Below are 19265 nucleotides of genomic sequence, written 5' to 3'. Positions count from 1 at the left end.
GTTATTACTCAAGTTTCTTGAACAGTACGCAGGCATTATGCCCTCCAAACCCAAAAGTATTACTCATGGCTACCTTTACTTCCCTTTCCTGAGCCTTATTCAAAGTAAGATTCAGTTCAGGATCAATATTTTCATCGGCAACTTCATGGTTAATAGTGGGTGGTACAATTCCATGTTTCATGGCAAGGATCGAAGCAATGGCCTCAACCGCTCCGGCAGCACCCAAAAGGTGACCGGTCATGGATTTGGTGGAATTAATGTTTATGCTCTTCGCATGCTCCCCAAAAACTTTCTTTATCGCTTTGAGTTCCGCAACATCACCAAGAGGCGTCGAAGTACCATGGGTGTTGATATGATCAACATCTTCCGGGTTAAGCCCGGCATTCCTCAGGCAATTCTCCATTACTGCCACTACTCCAATTCCTTCGGGATGTGGTGCAGTCATATGATGAGCATCTGAAGACAATCCGCCTCCAACTACTTCCGCATAGATCTTTGCTCCTCTTGCTTTGGCATGCTCATACTCCTCCAGGATCAAAGCACCACCACCTTCACCAAGCACAAATCCGTCCCGGGTGGCATCAAAAGGTCTTGACGCAGTTTCGGGATTTTCATTCCTGGTTGACAGGGCATGCATGGCATTAAAACCACCCATCCCGGCCGGTGCAACCGCAGCTTCAGAACCCCCTGTGACTATAACATCACTGTATCCAAGTCTTATATAATTAAGAGCGTCGATAAGTGCGTTTGCCGCAGAAGCACATGCTGAAACCGTAGTATAGTTAGGTCCCATGAATCCATGCTTTATAGAGATATTTCCGGGAGCAATGTCGGCAATCATTTTAGGAATAAAAAAAGGATTGAACCTTGGTGTTCCATCACCTCTCCCAAAAGCCAGCACCTCATCCTGAAATGTCTCTAAACCACCGATGCCCGCGCCCCAGATAACCCCTACACGCAGCTTGTTAACTACATTAAGGTCAATGCCAGAATCTTTAATAGCCTCATCTGAGGCTACTAAAGCATACTGTGCAAATTTATCCAGCTTTCGGGCTTCTTTGCGGTCAAAGAAATCTTCGGCATTAAAATTTTTGAGTTCACAAGCGAATTTGGTCTTGAATTTTTCAGCATCAAAATAAGTAATGGGTGCAGCACCGCTTTTACCATTTTTCAACCCCTCCCAATATTCTTCAATATTATTCCCTATTGGGGTTAGGGCACCTAATCCAGTTACTACAACTCGCTTTAACTCCATATGGATATGTTACTTTTTATTTTTTTGCGTCTTCAATATAAGAGATGGCCTGACCAACAGTAGCAATGTTCTCTGCCTGATCGTCCGGGATCTGAATATCGAACTCCTTTTCGAATTCCATGATCAACTCTACAGTGTCTAATGAATCAGCGCCCAAGTCGTTGGTGAAGCTAGCTTCGTTAACTACTTCGTTCTCGTCAACGCCTAACTTGTCAACGATAATCGCTTTTACTCTTGATGCAATGTCTGACATAACTTGTGTTTTTAATTTTAAATTAAGTGGCAAAAATAAAAAACTTTATTTTAAAACCTGTTTTTACTTTAAAAATGTGAACGTAAATTACATAATTTCCACCTAAAGAGGTTATTTTTACCTCCTAATAATTGTTAACACTTCATTGTTGCCAACCTCCATAAAATCATCGGGTAAGAAAATTGTGATCTTCGCTTCGGGCAATGGATCTAATGCAGAAAATATAATAAGATATTTCAAGGAGCGCGGTACCGCCCGGGTTGTGGCTGTTTTTTCAAACAAGCGAAGTGCAAAAGTCCTTAAAAGAGCTCATGATCTTGATGTACAGGCCTTACATTTCGACCGCAAAGCACTGTATGATTCAGACGAGGTACTTAACCTACTAAAGGATATGCAGCCCGACCTGATTGTCCTGGCAGGATTTCTTTGGATATTTCCGGAAAGGATCATTCAACATTTCCCCCACAAAGTGGTCAATATTCATCCTGCCCTTCTTCCTAAATATGGTGGAAAGGGAATGTTTGGAATGCACGTGCATAAAACCATTTTAGAGCAGAAGGAAGTAGAAACGGGAATAAGTATTCATTATGTGAATGAAAAATATGATGAAGGGGAGGTAATTTTCCAGGCTACAACAGCCATTGATCCTCGGGATACTGTAGAAGACATTGCCAATAAGATCCACGAACTGGAATATAATCATTTCCCCAGGGTGATCGAGGAGCTTTTATACTCTTCAGAAAATGAATAGTGCCCAGGTTCACATCTATACAGACGGGGCAGCCAGAGGGAACCCGGGACCCGGAGGATATGGCATAGTGATGGAATGGGTTGGAAGGCCTTACCGGAAAGAATTTTCCAAAGGCTATAAACACACTACTAATAACAGAATGGAGCTTCTTGCTGTAATTGAAGCTCTTAAAAAACTTAAAAACCCCGAAACCTCTGCCATAGTCTTTACAGATTCCAAATATGTTGCAGATGCCGTGGAAAAGGGCTGGGTCTTTAATTGGGAGAAAAAAGGATTTAAAGACCGTAAGAATGTAGATCTATGGATAGAATTCCTGAAAGAGTACAGAAAGCACAAGGTGAAGTTCAAATGGATAAAGGGGCATAATGAACATCCACAGAATGAACGCTGCGATAAATTGGCAGTGGAAGCATCTAAAGGAAGTCGGCTGTTGATCGACACAGGATTTGAAGGAGATTCAAAAAGCCTTTTTTAAGCTCACTCTCATTTTATTGCTTGAAAAACAAAAACGTATATTTGCACCTCATTTTTAAAGAAAAGCATGAATAAATTATTGATAGTGGGAACAGTTGCCTTTGATGCTATTGAAACCCCTTTTGGTAAAACTAATAAGATCCTTGGTGGAGCAGCAACTTATATCGGACTCTCTGCCTCACAATTTGATATTAAAAGCGCAATTGTCTCTGTAGTAGGAGAAGATTTTCCTGAGGAATACCTCGATCTTTTAAGAAATAAGAATATAAATCTTGAAGGTACCGAGATCGTAAAAGGAGGCAAGACCTTTTTCTGGAGCGGCAAATATCATAATGACCTTAATTCCAGAGATACTCTTGACACGCAATTAAATGTGCTTGCAGATTTTCAACCGGTAGTACCCCAAGATTTTAAATCGCCAGACATTGTTATGCTGGGCAACCTCCACCCATTGGTGCAGTTAAGCGTACTGGAACAACTGGAACGTCCCAAGCTGGTGGTTCTGGACACAATGAACTTCTGGATGGACAACACCTGGGATGATCTTATGAAGGTGATAGCTAAAGTGGATGCCCTTACTATTAATGATGAAGAGGCAAGACAACTTACAGATGAGTATTCTCTTGTTAAGGCTGCAAGAAAAATTGCAGAAATGGGACCTAAATACGTGGTGATCAAAAAAGGTGAACACGGGGCTTTGTTATTTCACAACGAACAGATCTTCTTCGCTCCTGCTCTTCCATTAGAAGAGGTTTTTGATCCTACAGGGGCAGGAGATACGTTTGCAGGTGGTTTTACCGGCTATTTGGCACATACGGGAGATATCTCCTTTAGAAATATGAAAAATGCAGTGATCTACGGCTCCAATCTCGCCTCATTTTGCGTAGAGAAATTTGGAACCGAGCGAATGCAGGAGTTGACCAAAGAAGAGGTCCATCAACGACTGGAGGAATTTAAATCCTTAACTCAATTTCAAATTAAACTTACTTAATTTCCACGCCCTGTAATTACAGGGCTTTTTTTGTGACTAAATCAGAGTTCAAACGACGAGTATATGAGTGACGCTTTAAAACATGAATGTGGAATTGCCCAACTGCGCCTGTTAAAGCCATTGGAGTACTACAAAGAAAAATACGGGACAGCTTTTTACGGGGTGAATAAGATGTACCTCCTAATGGAGAAGCAGCACAACCGTGGGCAGGATGGAGCGGGCTTTGCCAGCATTAAACTAAACACCCAGCCCGGAGATCGTTATATAAGTCGTATCAGGAGTATTGCCGGGCAACCCATACAGGATATTTTTGCACAGATCAATGACCGCATTAATCAAGAAATACAACAACATCCGGAATACGCAGATGACGTCGCCCTTCAAAAGAAACATATTCCATATCTGGGAGAATTATTTTTAGGCCATGTTCGCTATGGTACATTTGGAAAGAACAGCGTTGAGAGTGTTCATCCTTTTCTGCGTCAGAACAACTGGATGCATAGAAACCTTATCGTAGCCGGGAATTTCAACATGACCAATGTCCACCAGCTATTCAATAATCTGGTGGAATTAGGACAGCATCCCAAGGAAAAGGCAGACACTGTAACAGTGATGGAAAAAATTGGGCATTTCCTGGATGACGAAGTTCGAAAATTATATAAAAAGCTAAAGAAGGAGGGCTATACCAAAATTGAGGCCTCTCCAATAATCGCGGAACAGCTTAAAATAAGCAAGATCCTAAAGAAATCGGCCAAGAACTGGGATGGTGGTTATGCCATGGCGGGATTGCTGGGACATGGAGATTCTTTTGTGCTTCGAGATCCTGCAGGCATTCGACCCTGCTATTATTATAAGGACGAGGAAATAGTAGTAGTGGCTTCGGAAAGACCGGTGATTCAAACCGTCTTCAATGTACCTTTTGAAAAAGTAGAGGAATTACCACCCGGACATGCTATTATTACCAAGAAAAGTGGAGAAGTACGCATTAAAGAGATCCTGGAGCCATTGGAAAGAAAGGCCTGTTCCTTTGAGCGTATCTATTTTTCCCGCGGAAGTGATGCTGAAATCTACCGTGAGCGGAAGATGCTGGGAAAGTTATTAATGCCTGAAGTTTTAAAGGCCATTGATCACGACACGGTGAATACCGTATTTTCTTTTATTCCGAATACGGCCGAAACCTCCTTTTACGGAATGGTAGAAGCAGCACAGGATGAACTGAACAAGCAGAAGAATGATACGATCCTGGCAGAAAAGGAAAGCCTGACCGATGCACGTCTTCAGGAGATTCTTGCTCACAGGTTGAGAACAGAAAAGATAGCCATAAAGGATGCAAAGCTACGCACCTTTATTACCGAAGACAGCAGTAGAGATGACCTTGTGGCACACGTCTACGATGTTACTTACGGGGTGGTAAAACCCGAAGACAACCTGGTGATCATTGATGACAGTATCGTTAGAGGTACTACTTTGAAAAAAAGTATCCTCAAGATGATGGACCGTACTAATCCAAAAAAGATCATCGTGGTCTCCTCTGCTCCACAAATTCGCTACCCCGATTGTTACGGCATTGACATGGCAAGACTGGAGAACCTGGTAGCCTTTGAAGCAGCTCTGGCCTTATTAAAGGAGAATGGTAAATATGAAATAGTAGAGGAGGTTTATCAAAAATGTAAACAACAGGTAGACCTGGAAGACAAAGATGTACAAAATTTTGTCAGGGATATCTATGCACCTTTTACTGATGAACAGATCTCTGATAAAATTGCGGAATTATTGAGCAATGATGATATAAACGCCGAAGTAAAGATCATTTTTCAATCGGTAGACAATCTCCATAAGGCCTGCCCAAAAAACCTGGGAGACTGGTATTTTACAGGTAACTATCCCACCTTTGGTGGCAACCGGGTAGTTAATCGGGCTTTTATCAATTTTTACGAAGGAAATAAGGATCGGGCCTATTAAAATTATTGATATTTCTTACTCGGCGAAGAAGTAGTGTGTATTTGGGCTAATATTTATGTCTTTTATCTAAAAACAATTGTAAGGCACGAAAAGACAAAGAATAATATCTACTTTTACAAAGCCATAACATAAGTAGGTTAAGTTCATGGTAGATTTGGGGCAAAAAAGGTGGAGCTTTCCACCTTTTTTATTTTTTATACCTCGATGATTATATCCTCTTCTTTTTTCCTGATCATAGTAAAATAATTTCCTTCAAAAATGCCACTTTTGAAAAGGATTACCCGTGAATTCTTTCTCGTATAAGTCCGTAATTGCTTAACTTTAAGGAAATTCCCGTTATGTCATTAAGGGTTCTGTTTCTTTTCTTTTGCTTTTATCCCTCTTTTCTTTCGGCGCAATCTACAGAAGATCTATTCGGCTCCTGGACAGAAATTATTGGAAGAAATTCGCTGGCTGAGAAATGGAGTGTCCCTACTACGTTCATTCTTCAGCATTATGAGGTATTTAATGAACTTCAATTTCTCTTATTGCGCAGCGGTATTACCTACCATTTTCTAAGCAATGCCTCAGCATCTGTGGGCTATGACTACATATATTCAGAATCTTTTTCAGGAGAGGAAACTGTTCTGCAGCACAGGGTGTGGGAAGAATTATCATTTGCCAATAAATATTCTTCCTTTAATATTTCACATCGTTACCGGTTTGAATCCACCTGGACCAGGCAGGAGCCGGAAAATGCTTTGGCACACCGCCTGCGTTACCGTCTCAAAATTGAGCATCCTCTTTACAGGAAGTGGTATTTCACCTCTTTTAATGAGGTATTTGTGAACCTGAAAAAGCCGTTTTTTAATCAAAACAGGCTTCATCTTGGCCTGGGATATATTTTCCATCCAAACCTGAAAGTAGAAGTGGGTTATTTTAAAAATCACTTTGATCGTCGGCACTTTGATAGAGTAAGATTCGGTCTGGTTTTTAGGACCGACCTTCTGAATAACTGATCCATTAAATTAAAAAGGAAAGAGCCCGAATGACCAGACTCTTTCCCTCAACTACCAAACAGTTCCTACATCAAGAAACTTATCATAATACCTGCTGCAACGGCAGAGCCTATTACGCCACTCACGTTTGGAGCCATTGCATGCATGAGCAGGTGATTGGAAGGATCGCTTTTAATTCCTTCCTGTTGTACCACTCTCGCACTGTCTGGAACTGCAGAAACTCCCGCAGCCCCTATCAGTGGATTGATCTTATTGCCTGAACTTAAAAAGAGGTTCATGACTTTGGCAAAGATAAGGCCACCAGCAGTAGCAATTATGAAGGAAATGGCCCCCAGAGCAAAAATCTTTATAGAGCTGGAGGTAAGGAAGACACTTGCCTGTGTTGAAGCTCCTACGGTAACTCCTAAAAGAATGGTAACTATATCGATCATCTTGGTTCTGGCTGTATCGGCCAGGCGCTCTGTAACACCGCTTTCTTTAAGGATGTTTCCAAAGAATAACATTCCCAGAAGTGGAATCGCCGAAGGCGAAATAAAGGTGGTAAGTAATAAGCCTATAATAGGGAAAAGGATCTTTTCGGTTTTAGACACGGCACGGGGCGGTTTCATTTTTATAAGCCTGTCCTTTTTCGAGATCAGCAGCCTCATAATAGGAGGTTGGATGACAGGCACCAGAGCCATATAAGAATAAGCTGCAATAGCTATACTGCCAATTAACTGCGGTGCCAATTTAGCCGATGCAAATATTGCAGTAGGACCATCTGCCCCTCCAATGATTGAGATGGCACCCGCTTCATGAATTTCAAATCCTAAAGCAATAGCACCGATAAAAGTTCCAAAAACACCAATCTGGGCAGCTGCACCCAATAACATGAGCCGCGGATTAGAAATGAGCGATGAGAAATCTGTCATTGCTCCAATTCCAAGAAAGATAAGAGGTGGATAAATACCCTGAGTCACTCCAAAATACAGGTAATTGAGTACAGAACCTGACTCGTATATACCAACCCCCGCTCCCACAGGGAAAGGTATGTTTCCCAGCAAAATACCGGTGCCTATAGGAATTAATAATAAAGGTTCATAGTGGAACCTGATGGCAAGAAAAATGAAGAATAATCCAACGGCAATCATTATAAAATTACCAAAACTTGCATTAGAGAAACCTGTATATTCCCAGAAGTGACGCAGACCTTCGAAAAGACCACCGGTTTCTTCAGATACTTCAGGGACAACTACCTGGGCCATGAGTTCCCCTCCAAAAATGAGGGGAATAATGTAAAGAATGCCCAGTACACTTATAACGGTTAAAAATTTTTTCACAATCTTAATTTTTATGGAATTGGGGAGCCGGTAATCGTTCAAATGAATGACACCTTACTCTATTACCAACAGAAGATCATTCTGTAGAACTGCATCTCCTTCTCTTACTTTTATTTCCTTGATCACCCCACCCTGATCGGCCAGTACCTCGTTTTCCATTTTCATGGCTTCCAGGATAAGCAGGGAATCACCTTTTGCCACCGTATCGCCTACCTTGACCTTAAGCTTAAAGATACTCCCGGGGAGTGGTGACTCTACCGGAAAACCTCCGGCAGACTGTTTTTTTTCAATTCGGCCTTCACCCGGTTGCCGCACAATACTCTCCCGTACAAGTTTGGGTGTCTTGACAGGCTTTTTATTTTCCTGATGTACCTCCACTGAATATTCGGTCCCATTCACATGAATGGTTGCCATATCATCTTCAATTTCCTTTATATCGACGGAATATTTATTTCCGTTTATTGTAAAATCAAATTTTTTCATTTTGAAATAATTACCGGGGGTTATTGTTTACGCCATAAATTTTAGAGCTCCAGGGGGAGTAAGTCCGGGCCACCCTTTTAATAGTGATAATCCCACTTTCTTCATCATGTTGTTCCTTGAAATAAAGAGTTAAGGCCAAACCTATTGCCGCGCTTACCTCACCGGAGATATAGCGTTCTTCTTTAAGGTCACCATTTTTCCTGGCAGCGGCTTTTTCCCTTGCCTCTCTTATCTTTCTTCCCAACCCGAGATTTAAGACCTGGGGCATACTCTTAAAAAGAAGCATAAGCATGAGAAGGGCAAGGAATACCACCGTATAACCTACTCCTGTGATGATCCATATCTGAGACCACTCCACTACAGTTGTTGTTTCTTCCATGATGAGATATTATAGGGGGATATTACTATGTTTTTTGGGAGGATTGGTAACTTTCTTGGTCTGCAGGGATTGAAGTCCCCTAATGATCCTGAAACGCGTATTACGGGGTTCAATGACGTCATCTATATAACCATATGCAGCAGCCTGATAAGGATTTGCAAACTTCTGCTGGTATTCCTGTTCCTTTTCAGCTTTATATTTTGCTTTTTCTTCAGGATTTCCAATTTCACTCATTGCTCTGCCTTCCAGCACCTCAATAGCTCCGGAGGCACCCATTACGGCAATTTCGGCAGAAGGCCAGGCATAATTAAGATCTCCGCGAAGTTGCTTACAGCTCATCACATCATGTGCTCCACCATAGGATTTTCTAAGGGTGATAGTGATCTTTGGTACTGTAGCCTCTCCATATGCAAACATTAATTTTGCTCCATGAATGATAATTCCGGCATATTCCTGTCCGCTGCCGGGAAGGAATCCGGGCACATCAACCATGGTAAGGATAGGAATATTGAAGGCATCACAGAACCTCACGAATCTCGCAGCTTTTCTGGAAGCATCACTGTCGAGAACTCCGGCAAGGAAATTAGGCTGGTTTGCAACTATGCCTACAGATTCTCCATTCATCCTGCCAAAGCCAACTATGATATTCTTTGCATAATTCCTGTGTACCTCCAAAAACTCTCCTTCATCTACTATACTGTAGATCACCTCCTGCATGTCATAAGGCTGGTTGGGATTATCAGGAATTATGGTGTTGAGAAAATCGTCCCGTCTGTCGATAGGATCGTGACAGGTGAAGATCGGTGCTTCTTCCAGGTTGTTCTGCGGAAGATAGGAAAGCAGCTTTCTTATGAGTAAAAGTCCGTTCTCTTCGCTGGAAACCTTGAAATGGGAAACTCCGGATTTTGAAGCGTGAATGTTTGCACCACCCAGATTGGCCACAGAAATATCTTCTCCGGTTACTGTTTTGACGACCTTTGGACCGGTCACGAACATATAACTGTTCTCTTCGGTCATCATTACAAAATCTGTCAGTGCCGGTGAATATACAGCTCCTCCTGCACAGGGCCCAAAAATGGCAGAAATCTGCGGAATTACCCCGGAGGCCAGAATATTACGCTCAAAGATCTCTGCATAACCTGCCAGGGAGGTCACTCCTTCCTGAATACGGGCTCCTCCACTGTCGTTAATCCCTATTACCGGCGCACCCGCTTTCATGGCCATATCCATGACCTTACAGATCTTCTGGGCAAAGGTTTCAGAAAGTGAGCCGCCAAAAACCGTGAAATCCTGGGAGAACACATACACTACTCTTCCATCAATAGTACCGTGACCGGTTACAACCCCGTCTCCAAGAAATTTATTCTTTTCCATCCCAAAGTTGGTACACCTGTGAGTAACGAACATGTCAAACTCTTCAAAACTTCCATCATCCAGAAGGATATCGATACGTTCGCGTGCCGTTAATTTTCCTTTTTCATGTTGGGCATCGATACGCTTTTGCCCACCTCCCAAACGGGCAATTTCCCGTTTCTGGATCAATTCGTTTACTTTATCCTGACTAGTCATATTTAAAATATTATTTAACCGGTTCTTCACAGAGTTCTGTCAGCACCCCAAAAGTAGATTTGGGATGGAGAAAAGCTATATTCAAACCTTCTGCTCCTTTTCTGGGAGTTCTGTCTATTAATTTCACTTCTTTTTGCTCCAGTTCCTCCAGCCTTACAGGCAGGTCTTTGACAGCAAAGGCGATGTGATGAACCCCCTGCCCCTTCTTTTCGATGAACTTACCAATGGGGCCTTCGGGATCTGTAGATTCCAGAAGTTCAATCTTTGTTTGACCCACCTTGAAGAAAGCCGTTTTTACTTTTTGGTCCTTAACCTCCTCAACAGAGTAGCATTTTAATCCAAAGGTCTTTTCATAAAAAGGAATAGCCTGTTCAAGACTTTCAACAGCAATACCTATATGTTCAATATGTGTTGGTTCCATGAGTTATATAATTTTTAAAATTGAGTTCAGTTAAGAACAAAAAAAAATCGCCTATCGCGATTCTTAATTTTTACCGGTAAATCCATAAAAATCTCTGCCTGTAAAGGAAAAGACGGAAGGACATCTAAAATTGACATCCAGGGGAAAATTGGAGGAAGCGAAATTCTCAAATTTTCGTAAGAAAAACGCAACCGAAACCAGTGCAAAATATGTCTTATTAAGTGTAGCATTTCGACACCAAAAATTGTTCTATAAAGATAACGAAACTTTAACTTCCAAGCCCGGTCATTGACACAGAATTTTACTTATTTCAACGCAATCGTTGTAGTAATGGCAAGGCCTACCAAAGGGTCCGAATTAAAATAACCCTCAGAGGATCCTACGAAAACCATTTCTTAAAAATTCCTGAATTTCCTCCTTCCAAAAGCCTGAGATCCGGAAAGAATTGAGTAAATTTACTAATGGGTTTTCTGCTTCTTTTTTTTGTAAGAAATGCAGGCGGAAACAAGAAGTATTTTTGTTTCGTTGATATGTTGTTCGAGAGCTAAAAAAAGATCGCAAGACAAAATTAAGGTCTTCTGCTTTTCATCTTCCAAAATCAACCGGCTTCTTTTATAAAAATAGGACAAAACCCGGCACCTTAATATATAGGTTTGGGCTTCTTGTTTTTCAATACCCGCAATTTAAAATCGGCTTTAAATTTTTACAGCCGTAGCTTCTTTTTGAAAATTCCTGTCCCCGAAATAGATTTCATAGATCCGAATATATTAGATAGGTGTTCCTTTCCTCTACACTTGTATAACAACCAAAAGAATTACCAGAGGCGGATCTTAAAAAAATCCAAGAACTATTTATGCAACAATGCATCACACTTTCATTAAAACTTTTAAAATGAAGGCACAATTATTCAAAGAGTTTTCACCGGTTTCAGCAGAAGAGTGGAAACAACAAATTACCAAGGACCTCAAAGGGGCCGATTATGACGAGAATTTAATATTTGAAAGCCCTGATGGTATCAGGGTAAAACCTTATTACACTTCTGAAGATATTAAGGGAAGCATCCAGTTACCACCACCTAAGCATTGGAAAATCTGTGAAAGAATTTTTGCAGAAGATGCTAAAGAGACAAATCTTAAAGCCCTAAATGCCATAGACAAAGGAGCCGAAAGCCTGTGGTTTGTAATCTCAGCAGAAGAAATTTCTCCCGAAGTTCTTTTTGATGGTATCAACCTTGAAAAGATCCGGATATACATCCAGCTTCAGTTCTTATCACAGGACTACATAAAGAACCTGGACCAGTACATTTCCGGTAAAAAGACAGAGGTTTACCTGCAGGTAGACATCCTGGCAAATCTCGCCCGGACAGGTAGCTGGTTTTTTGACCCAAAAAAAGATATTAAGGCCCTAAAATCTATATCTATCACCTCTAATTTTCAGTCTGTCGTATCGGTTGATGTCTCTTTGTATCAAAATGCAGGAGCTACAATTCCTCAACAGCTGGGATATGGCCTGGCGCATTTAAACGAGTACCTGAATATACTGTCTCAAAAAAGTCAAATTCCGAAGCAATTTATTCCGCAGTTCATTCTTGCTACCGGAGGTAATTACTTTTTTGAAATTGCCAAATTTAAAGCTTTGAGGTGGCTGTACGCTACGCTGGCCAGAGAATATGGAGTTGCAGAGAGCTGCGATATTTTATCTCAGCCAACCAGGAGAGATAAAACCATTTATGATTTTAATGTAAATCTGTTGCGCACTACCTCCCAAAGTATGAGTGCAGTTCTGGGAGGAGCCAATGCGATCTCTAATCAGCCATATGACATGGTATTCCGCAAACCCAATGAATTTGGTGAACGTATTGCCCGTAATCAATTACTGGTATTGAAACACGAAGCTTACTTCAATAAAGTAGCGAACGCTTCAGACGGGGCATATTACATCGAAAACCTTACCCGCGAATTTGCAACTGCTGCCTTAGCTATATTCAGGGAAATTGAAAAAGAAGGAGGGTTTCTTCATATGCTTCGGGAAGGTAAAATTCAGCAAAATATTCAGCAGAGCGCAAATAAGGAGCAGGAGCTTTTTGACAATGGAAAGCTGATCCTTGTAGGAATGAACAAATTTTCAAATTCTCAGGATGAGATGTCTCAAAACCTTGAATTGGACCCATTTCAAGTTTCCATTCCTAACGATGCGACTATCAAACCAATAGTGGAAAAAAGAATCAGTGAAAAACAGGAACAGGAAAGAATTCAAAAGGAAAATGCAGCAATAACTCAAAGCTAAGAATCATGACAAGAAAATCATTAGAAAATATAGCTCTTTTGGAACCCGATGCCGGCATACCTATTCAGGATCCGCAAGTCTCTTCAGCCACCCCTAATGCCGGGGGCGAGACGGGGAAAGTATATACCAAAAATGACCTGCAGGAAATTGAACACCTTGATTTTGCAGCAGGAATTCCTCCCTTTTTAAGGGGGCCGTACAGCACCATGTATGTGATAAGACCATGGACAATTCGCCAGTATGCCGGCTTCTCTACAGCCGAGGAAAGCAATGCCTTTTACCGCAGAAATCTGGCGGCAGGGCAGAAAGGACTTTCCGTAGCATTTGATCTTGCGACTCACCGTGGCTACGATAGTGATCATGAACGGGTAGTTGGGGATGTAGGGAAAGCCGGGGTAGCGATTGATTCGGTGGAGGACATGAAGATCCTTTTCGACCAGATCCCGCTGAATGAGATGTCGGTTTCCATGACCATGAATGGAGCGGTTCTGCCAATTCTTGCCTTTTACATTGTAGCTGCCGAAGAGCAGGGTGTCAAACCTGAACAACTTTCAGGAACAATACAAAATGACATTTTAAAGGAGTTCATGGTGCGAAACACATATATCTATCCCCCTACTCCTTCCATGAAGATCATTTCGGACATCTTCGAGTACACCTCGAAGAACATGCCGCGCTTCAACAGTATAAGTATTTCGGGATATCATATGCAGGAAGCGGGAGCCACCAGTGAAATTGAGCTGGCATATACTCTTGCAGACGGACTGGAATACATTAGAAAAGGATTGGAAGCCGGAATGGATATCGACAGCTTTGCGCCACGCCTGTCCTTCTTCTGGGCCATTGGAATGGATCATTTTAAGGAGATCGCTAAAATGCGGGCGGCCAGAATGCTTTGGGCAAAACTGGTTAAACAATTTAATCCTAAAAATGAAAAATCCCTGGCCCTAAGAACCCACAGTCAAACCAGTGGCTGGAGTCTTACAGAGCAGGATCCTTTTAACAACGTAGCCAGGACCAGCATTGAGGCAGCAGCAGCAGCATTTGGAGGTACACAGAGCTTGCATACCAACGCCCTTGACGAAGCAATCGCCTTGCCTACAGATTTCTCTGCAAGGATCGCGAGAAACACGCAATTACATCTTCAGCAGGAAACCCAGATCACCCGTACGGTTGATCCATGGGCCGGAAGTTATTATGTGGAAAGCCTTACCAAAGAGATTGCGGAAAAAGCATGGGAGCTTATTCAGGAAGTTGAAGAGCTCGGCGGAATGACCAAAGCCATAGAAGCCGGAATTCCTAAAATGAGGATCGAAGAGGCCGCAGCAATCAAGCAGGCACGAATAGACAGCGACCAGGATATCATTGTAGGTGTGAATAAGTATAGGCGCCAAACCGAAGATCCTATTATCACTCTTGAAGTAGACAACCAAACGGTAAGAAAACAACAGGTAGAGCGTCTCCAAAAATTGAGAGCCGAAAGAAACGCAGAAAAAGTGAATCTTAGTCTCAGGAATCTCACAGAAGCCGCGCGCACCGGGGAAGGAAATTTACTTGCAGTTGCGGTCGGGGCGGCCAAAGAAAGAGCAACTTTGGGAGAAATAAGTGATGCTCTGGAAAGTGTCTACGGAAGGTATAAAGCAAAAATCCAATCTTTTAGCGGTGTCTATTCAAAGGAAATAAAAGAGGATCCTTACTTTAAGAAAGCACGGGAAATGGCTAACCGCTTTGCAGAACTGGAAGGAAGAAGACCAAGGATCATGGTTGCCAAAATGGGACAGGACGGGCATGATCGCGGAGCTAAAGTAGTTTCCACAGGTTATGCCGATGTAGGATTCGACGTGGACATTGGACCTTTATTTCAAACTCCGGCAGAAGCTGCCAAACAAGCCATTGAAAACGATGTGCATATTCTGGGGGTTTCGTCACTGGCTGCAGGACATAAAACTCTCGTACCGCAGGTTATCGGGGAGCTTAAGAAACATGGCCGGGAAGACATTATGGTCATAGTTGGTGGTGTTATCCCATCCCAGGATTACCAGTTTCTTTTCGATGCCGGAGCAGCCGCAGTTTTTGGCCCCGGAACAAGGATCAGTGAGACAGCAATCAAACTCCTGGAGATTTTGATCGACGATCCCGTAAATGCATAATTGAAATTTCTAAAATTCATATATAATGAGAAATACCCTCAACATAGTATCACCGGTAGAAGCCGTTTCTCACGTTAAATCGGGAGATCGTGTTTTTCTGCAGGGTGCAGCAATGACTCCAAATATCTTGATCAACGCTTTGACAGAGCGTTATGAAGAACTAAGTGATGTAGAATTTATTCATATTCATACAGAAGGTCCGGCCCCTTATACCGATTTCCCATACAATCAGTCATTTAAAACCAATAGCTGCTTTGTGGCAGGGAATGTAAGGAAGGCGGTCAATTCAAGTATAGGAGCTTATATCCCAATATTCCTTAGCGAAATCCACCTGCTCTTCAGAAGGAACATCCTACCTCTTGATGTAGCATTCATACAGGTTTCTGCGCCAGACGAACACGGGTATTGTTCCCTGGGAGTTTCTGTTGATATAACTTTGCCTGCAGTTCAGACTGCCAAAAAGGTGATCGCGCAGGTTAATCCCCGGGTGCCCCGCACTCATGGAGATGGGATCATACACGTGAGCCAGATTCATGCAGCTATTGAAGTAGATCATCCCATTCACATTCACAGGATCACTCCCCCTTCAGAAGTAGAGCAAAGGGTGGGGGAATATGTAGCCGGCCTGGTAGAAGACGGTGCCACTTTGCAGATGGGAATAGGAGGAATTCCAAATGTGGTGCTTTCCAAATTGATGAACCACAAGCGCCTGGGCATTCACACCGAATTATTTTCAGACGGGGTTTTACCTCTCATTGAAAAAGGGATCATTACCGGTGAGGAAAAGAAGATCAAAACCGGTAAGATAGTGACCTGCTTTGCAGCGGGAAGTCAGGATCTATACGACTTTATTGACGACAATCCGGTGGTGCATTTCAAAGAATCAGCGTATACGAATGATTCTGCGATCATTCGTCAGAATCCGAAGGTAACCGCAATCAACTCGGCCATTGAAATTGATCTCACAGGTCAGGTTTGCGCAGACACCATCGGAAAATATCATTTTTCAGGGGTAGGCGGCCAAATGGACTTTATACGCGGTGCATCTCTTTCTGAAGGCGGTAAAGCCATTTTCGCCATGCCTTCTGTCACTAATAAAGGAGTTTCCAAGATAGTGCCTACTTTAAAAGAAGGCGCCGGGGTTACAACTACCAGGGCCCACGTGCACTATGTAGCTACAGAATTCGGGGTGGTAAATCTCTACGGAAAAAATTTAAAACAACGTGCTAAAGCGATGATCTCAATTGCACATCCCGAACATCGGGAAGCTCTTGAAAAGGCGTATTTTGAGATGGCCTATTGATAAACATTTTTAAACGATCAGAAGCCGGATGGTATATACTTCCCGAAAATCCGGTTTCTGAAAGCAATTATTGAACTATGATTTTTCTTAAAAATTCCATTACCCGGAAAAACCTGATGGCAATAACGGGTTTGTTTTTATCCTTCTTCCTGATCATTCATCTGCTGGGGAATTTACAATTGCTGTTGCCTGCAGAGGAAGCCCAGTTACAGTATAACTCCTACAGCAGGTTACTGGGCGGAAATATTCTGGTAAAACTGGTGGCATACGTGCTTTACCTGTGCATAATTCTGCACACTCTTGATGCGATCTACCTTTCCTATAAGCGAAAAAAGGCTAATGGTATTTCCTATTCATATGATCGTCGCGGCAGGGCAAGTACCTGGTATTCCCGAAACATGATGGCGCTGGGGATCATCATTTTTGTATTTCTTGTCATACATTTTAAAGATTTCTGGTACCATTATAAATTTGGAGAACTTCCCTTGGACGCTAACGGTAACAAAGATTTATACACTTTGGTAGTAGTCGCTTTTGAAGAGCTGTGGTATGTTATTCTTTATATCATTGCAATTCTGGCTCTTGGTTACCACCTCCTCCACGGCGTCTTTAGTGCTCACAGGACAATTGGCCTCTACCACCCCATGTATAACAGCATGGTTCAGGTTTTAGGTGTTGTTTTCGCCGTGGCTATCACCGTCGGTTATATCGTCATTCCCCTCTATCTCTATTTTAATTTACAGTTATGACTAAAACAATAAAAGCATCTATTCCCGAAGGCCCTTTAGCCGAAAAATGGAGTAACTATAAAGCCAAGGCCAGACTCGTAAGCCCCAATAACCGGAAAAGGCTGGAGGTGATCGTAGTAGGAACCGGACTGGCAGGAGCTTCTGCAGCCGCATCCCTGGCTGAAATGGGCTACAATGTAAAAAGTTTCTGCTTTCAGGATTCTCCAAGAAGAGCACACTCTGTTGCCGCGCAGGGAGGAGTGAATGCAGCCAAAAATTATAAAAATGACGGGGATAGTATTTACCGCATGTTCTACGACACGCTGAAAGGAGGCGATTTTCGTTCCCGGGAGGCAAACACCTATCGTCTTGCCGAATGCTCTGCAAATTTGATCGATCAGGCAGTAGCTCAGGGAGTGCCCTTTGGCCGCGAATATGGCGGTTATCTTAGAAACCGGTCCTTTGGGGGAGTGCAGGTCTCCCGTACCTTCTATGCAAGAGGTCAAACAGGACAGCAATTACTTTTAGGCTCTTATCAGGCCCTGCTGAGACAGCAGCATGCCGGTAAGGTTAAATTATACGCCCGACATGAAATGCTGGATGTAGTGCTTATCGAAGGAAGAGCCCGCGGAATTATAGCAAGAAATCTTGACACGGGTGAGGTGGAACGACATGGAGCCCATTCTGTGGTCCTGGCAACCGGTGGCTTCGGAAAGATCTATTATCTCTCCACTTTGGCCATGGGCTGTAATGCTTCAGCAATATGGCGGGCGCATAAGAAAGGAGCCTATATGGCAAATCCCAGCTGGACACAAATTCACCCTACAAGTCTGCCGCAAAGTGGGGAACATCAGTCAAAACTGACTTTGATGAGCGAATCCCTGAGAAATGACGGTCGCATCTGGGTACCGAAAGATAAAAATGAGACCCGGCTTCCGGTTGATATTCCCGAAGAAGACAGGGATTACTATCTCGAGAGAAAGTATCCTTCTTTTGGAAATCTTGCGCCGCGGGATATCTCCTCAAGAGCAGCTAAAGAGCAAATAGACCAGGGAAAAGGAGTGGGACCTCTCAAAAATGCGGTTTATCTTGACTTTTCCAGGGCTATAAAGGAGTATGGGCAGGAAGTCATTGCAGAGCGATACGGGAATTTGTTTACCATGTATAAAAAGATTACGGGGATAGATGCCTATAAAGAGCCAATGAAGATCTCCCCCGCAGCTCACTTTTCCATGGGTGGTTTGTGGGTGGATTACGAATTAATGACCTCGATCCCCGGACTTTTTGCCATTGGTGAAGCTAATTTTTCAGATCACGGCGCGAACAGATTAGGGGCAAATTCCCTGCTGCAAGCCTGTGTGGATGGTTATTTTATACTTCCGTATACCCTTCAGAATTACCTTGCAGATCAGATCAGGATTGAAAACACAGATATCAATCACCCGGCATTTGAAGAAAGTGAGAAACAGGTAAGAACTCAAATGCAGAACTTTCTGAAAGCCAAAGGCCAAAAAACTGCCGAAGAATTCCATAAAGAGCTGGGAAGAGAACTGTATGACAAATGCGGACTTCTACGATCAAAAGAGGGATTAGAAAAAGCTGTTGGGAATATCAGGAAACTAAGGGAAGAGTATAAGTTTAATCTGTTGGTTCCGGGAACTGCCGGGGAAGTCAACAGCGAACTCGAAAAAGCAGGACGGGTCTCTGACTATATGGAACTGGCAGAACTTATGTGCATCGATGCCCTTCACAGAGAAGAATCTTGTGGAGCACATTTTAGAGCAGAATATCAGACCGAAGAGGGCGAAGCCAAAAGAGATGACGAGAATTTCTGCTACTCGGCAGCATGGGAATGGACAGGAAATCCCTCTTCCCCGATTTTAAATAAAGAGCCGTTGGTTTTTGAAACGGTAACACCAACGGTAAGAAGTTATAAATAGAAT

General features: G+C 42.7%; 17 protein-coding genes. 10 read left to right on the top strand and 7 right to left on the bottom strand.

The annotated features are described in order from the left end of the window. Nucleotides 1-4 precede the first annotated feature (4 nt). Both fabF and G564_RS0113275 read right to left on the bottom strand, forming a co-directional pair. Nucleotides 5-1255, bottom strand: coding sequence for a beta-ketoacyl-ACP synthase II (gene fabF, locus G564_RS0113280; RefSeq protein WP_029038080.1), 1251 nt, complete (start codon nucleotides 1253-1255; stop codon nucleotides 5-7). 16 nt (nucleotides 1256-1271) lie between these two features. Further along, nucleotides 1272-1508 carry an acyl carrier protein gene (locus tag G564_RS0113275; protein ID WP_013069791.1) on the bottom strand — a complete coding sequence of 79 codons (237 nt, stop codon included), beginning with the start codon at nucleotides 1506-1508 and terminating at the stop codon, nucleotides 1272-1274. Between the two features lie 148 nt (nucleotides 1509-1656). Here G564_RS0113275 and purN point away from each other — a divergent pair, with 148 nt between their 5' ends. From purN to G564_RS20000, 5 genes are all read left to right on the top strand, one after another. Beyond that, nucleotides 1657-2259 (top strand): phosphoribosylglycinamide formyltransferase, encoded by a 603-nt coding sequence (gene purN / locus G564_RS0113265; RefSeq protein ID WP_169578135.1) that lies wholly within the window; start codon nucleotides 1657-1659, stop codon nucleotides 2257-2259. Further along, nucleotides 2252-2734 (top strand): ribonuclease HI, encoded by a 483-nt coding sequence (rnhA, locus tag G564_RS0113260; RefSeq protein WP_029038078.1) that lies wholly within the window; start codon nucleotides 2252-2254, stop codon nucleotides 2732-2734. The genes purN and rnhA overlap by 8 nt, the downstream gene beginning before the upstream one ends. A gap of 66 nt (nucleotides 2735-2800) precedes the next feature. Then, on the top strand, nucleotides 2801-3724 hold the full coding sequence (locus G564_RS0113255; protein WP_029038077.1) for a PfkB family carbohydrate kinase: 924 nt from the start codon (nucleotides 2801-2803) through the stop codon (nucleotides 3722-3724). Between the two features lie 63 nt (nucleotides 3725-3787). Beyond that, the gene (locus G564_RS0113250) at nucleotides 3788-5686 is read left to right on the top strand and encodes an amidophosphoribosyltransferase (protein WP_029038076.1); all 1899 of its coding nucleotides are present in this window, start codon (nucleotides 3788-3790) and stop codon (nucleotides 5684-5686) included. Between the two features lie 338 nt (nucleotides 5687-6024). Continuing rightward, the gene (locus G564_RS20000; RefSeq protein WP_029038075.1) at nucleotides 6025-6684 is read left to right on the top strand and encodes a DUF2490 domain-containing protein; all 660 of its coding nucleotides are present in this window, start codon (nucleotides 6025-6027) and stop codon (nucleotides 6682-6684) included. A 65-nt stretch (nucleotides 6685-6749) separates the two neighbouring features. Here G564_RS20000 and G564_RS0113240 read toward each other — a convergent pair whose 3' ends face one another. Genes G564_RS0113240 through mce form a run of 5 tightly spaced genes read right to left on the bottom strand, consistent with a single transcriptional unit; the run spans nucleotide 6750 to nucleotide 10855 of the window. Beyond that, the gene (locus G564_RS0113240) at nucleotides 6750-8003 is read right to left on the bottom strand and encodes a sodium ion-translocating decarboxylase subunit beta (RefSeq protein ID WP_037374080.1); all 1254 of its coding nucleotides are present in this window, start codon (nucleotides 8001-8003) and stop codon (nucleotides 6750-6752) included. 54 nt (nucleotides 8004-8057) lie between these two features. Next, on the bottom strand, nucleotides 8058-8486 hold the full coding sequence (locus tag G564_RS0113235) for a biotin/lipoyl-containing protein (RefSeq protein ID WP_029038073.1): 429 nt from the start codon (nucleotides 8484-8486) through the stop codon (nucleotides 8058-8060). Between the two features lie 10 nt (nucleotides 8487-8496). Beyond that, nucleotides 8497-8865 carry an OadG family transporter subunit gene (locus tag G564_RS0113230; RefSeq protein WP_029038072.1) on the bottom strand — a complete coding sequence of 123 codons (369 nt, stop codon included), beginning with the start codon at nucleotides 8863-8865 and terminating at the stop codon, nucleotides 8497-8499. A 9-nt stretch (nucleotides 8866-8874) separates the two neighbouring features. After that, nucleotides 8875-10434 (bottom strand): acyl-CoA carboxylase subunit beta, encoded by a 1560-nt coding sequence (locus G564_RS0113225; protein ID WP_029038071.1) that lies wholly within the window; start codon nucleotides 10432-10434, stop codon nucleotides 8875-8877. 10 nt (nucleotides 10435-10444) lie between these two features. Beyond that, complete coding sequence (gene mce / locus G564_RS0113220) at nucleotides 10445-10855, bottom strand: methylmalonyl-CoA epimerase (RefSeq protein WP_029038070.1); 411 nt, start codon at nucleotides 10853-10855, stop codon at nucleotides 10445-10447. An 891-nt stretch (nucleotides 10856-11746) separates the two neighbouring features. Between mce and G564_RS0113210 the strand changes: the two genes are divergently transcribed. The 5 genes from G564_RS0113210 (at nucleotide 11747) to G564_RS0113190 (ending at nucleotide 19262) form a co-directional block, all read left to right on the top strand. Further along, nucleotides 11747-13141, top strand: a complete 1395-nt coding sequence (locus G564_RS0113210) for a methylmalonyl-CoA mutase subunit beta (protein WP_029038069.1) — start codon at nucleotides 11747-11749, stop codon at nucleotides 13139-13141. Between the two features lie 5 nt (nucleotides 13142-13146). Beyond that, complete coding sequence (scpA, locus tag G564_RS0113205) at nucleotides 13147-15291, top strand: methylmalonyl-CoA mutase (protein WP_029038068.1); 2145 nt, start codon at nucleotides 13147-13149, stop codon at nucleotides 15289-15291. Between the two features lie 25 nt (nucleotides 15292-15316). Next, nucleotides 15317-16594, top strand: a complete 1278-nt coding sequence (locus G564_RS0113200; protein ID WP_029038067.1) for an acetyl-CoA hydrolase/transferase family protein — start codon at nucleotides 15317-15319, stop codon at nucleotides 16592-16594. Between the two features lie 77 nt (nucleotides 16595-16671). Beyond that, nucleotides 16672-17343 (top strand): succinate dehydrogenase cytochrome b subunit, encoded by a 672-nt coding sequence (locus tag G564_RS0113195; protein WP_051205472.1) that lies wholly within the window; start codon nucleotides 16672-16674, stop codon nucleotides 17341-17343. Beyond that, nucleotides 17340-19262 carry a fumarate reductase/succinate dehydrogenase flavoprotein subunit gene (locus tag G564_RS0113190; protein WP_029038065.1) on the top strand — a complete coding sequence of 641 codons (1923 nt, stop codon included), beginning with the start codon at nucleotides 17340-17342 and terminating at the stop codon, nucleotides 19260-19262. Before G564_RS0113195 ends, G564_RS0113190 begins: the two co-directional genes overlap by 4 nt. The last annotated feature ends 3 nt before the right edge of the window (nucleotides 19263-19265 follow it).

It is taken from the genome of Salinimicrobium xinjiangense DSM 19287, from assembly GCF_000423585.1.
In the GTDB taxonomy this organism is placed as follows: Bacteria; Bacteroidota; Bacteroidia; order Flavobacteriales; family Flavobacteriaceae; genus Salinimicrobium; species Salinimicrobium xinjiangense.
This window is presented reverse-complemented; position numbering and strand designations above follow the sequence as displayed.

Excerpts from the sequence above, each read along its gene's own strand:
- scpA (WP_029038068.1), top strand. The coding sequence starts at position 13,147 with ATGACAAGAAAATCATTAGAAAATATAGCTCTTTTGGAACCCGATGCC.
- G564_RS0113225 (WP_029038071.1), bottom strand. The coding sequence starts at position 10,434 with ATGACTAGTCAGGATAAAGTAAACGAATTGATCCAGAAACGGGAAATT.
- G564_RS0113190 (WP_029038065.1), top strand. The coding sequence starts at position 17,340 with ATGACTAAAACAATAAAAGCATCTATTCCCGAAGGCCCTTTAGCCGAA.
- fabF (WP_029038080.1), bottom strand. The coding sequence starts at position 1,255 with ATGGAGTTAAAGCGAGTTGTAGTAACTGGATTAGGTGCCCTAACCCCA.
- G564_RS0113275 (WP_013069791.1), bottom strand. The coding sequence starts at position 1,508 with ATGTCAGACATTGCATCAAGAGTAAAAGCGATTATCGTTGACAAGTTA.
- G564_RS0113195 (WP_051205472.1), top strand. The coding sequence starts at position 16,672 with ATGATTTTTCTTAAAAATTCCATTACCCGGAAAAACCTGATGGCAATA.
- G564_RS0113200 (WP_029038067.1), top strand. The coding sequence starts at position 15,317 with ATGAGAAATACCCTCAACATAGTATCACCGGTAGAAGCCGTTTCTCAC.
- G564_RS20000 (WP_029038075.1), top strand. The coding sequence starts at position 6,025 with ATGTCATTAAGGGTTCTGTTTCTTTTCTTTTGCTTTTATCCCTCTTTT.
- G564_RS0113250 (WP_029038076.1), top strand. The coding sequence starts at position 3,788 with ATGAGTGACGCTTTAAAACATGAATGTGGAATTGCCCAACTGCGCCTG.
- G564_RS0113235 (WP_029038073.1), bottom strand. The coding sequence starts at position 8,486 with ATGAAAAAATTTGATTTTACAATAAACGGAAATAAATATTCCGTCGAT.
- G564_RS0113230 (WP_029038072.1), bottom strand. The coding sequence starts at position 8,865 with ATGGAAGAAACAACAACTGTAGTGGAGTGGTCTCAGATATGGATCATC.
- G564_RS0113255 (WP_029038077.1), top strand. The coding sequence starts at position 2,801 with ATGAATAAATTATTGATAGTGGGAACAGTTGCCTTTGATGCTATTGAA.
- mce (WP_029038070.1), bottom strand. The coding sequence starts at position 10,855 with ATGGAACCAACACATATTGAACATATAGGTATTGCTGTTGAAAGTCTT.
- rnhA (WP_029038078.1), top strand. The coding sequence starts at position 2,252 with ATGAATAGTGCCCAGGTTCACATCTATACAGACGGGGCAGCCAGAGGG.
- G564_RS0113210 (WP_029038069.1), top strand. The coding sequence starts at position 11,747 with ATGAAGGCACAATTATTCAAAGAGTTTTCACCGGTTTCAGCAGAAGAG.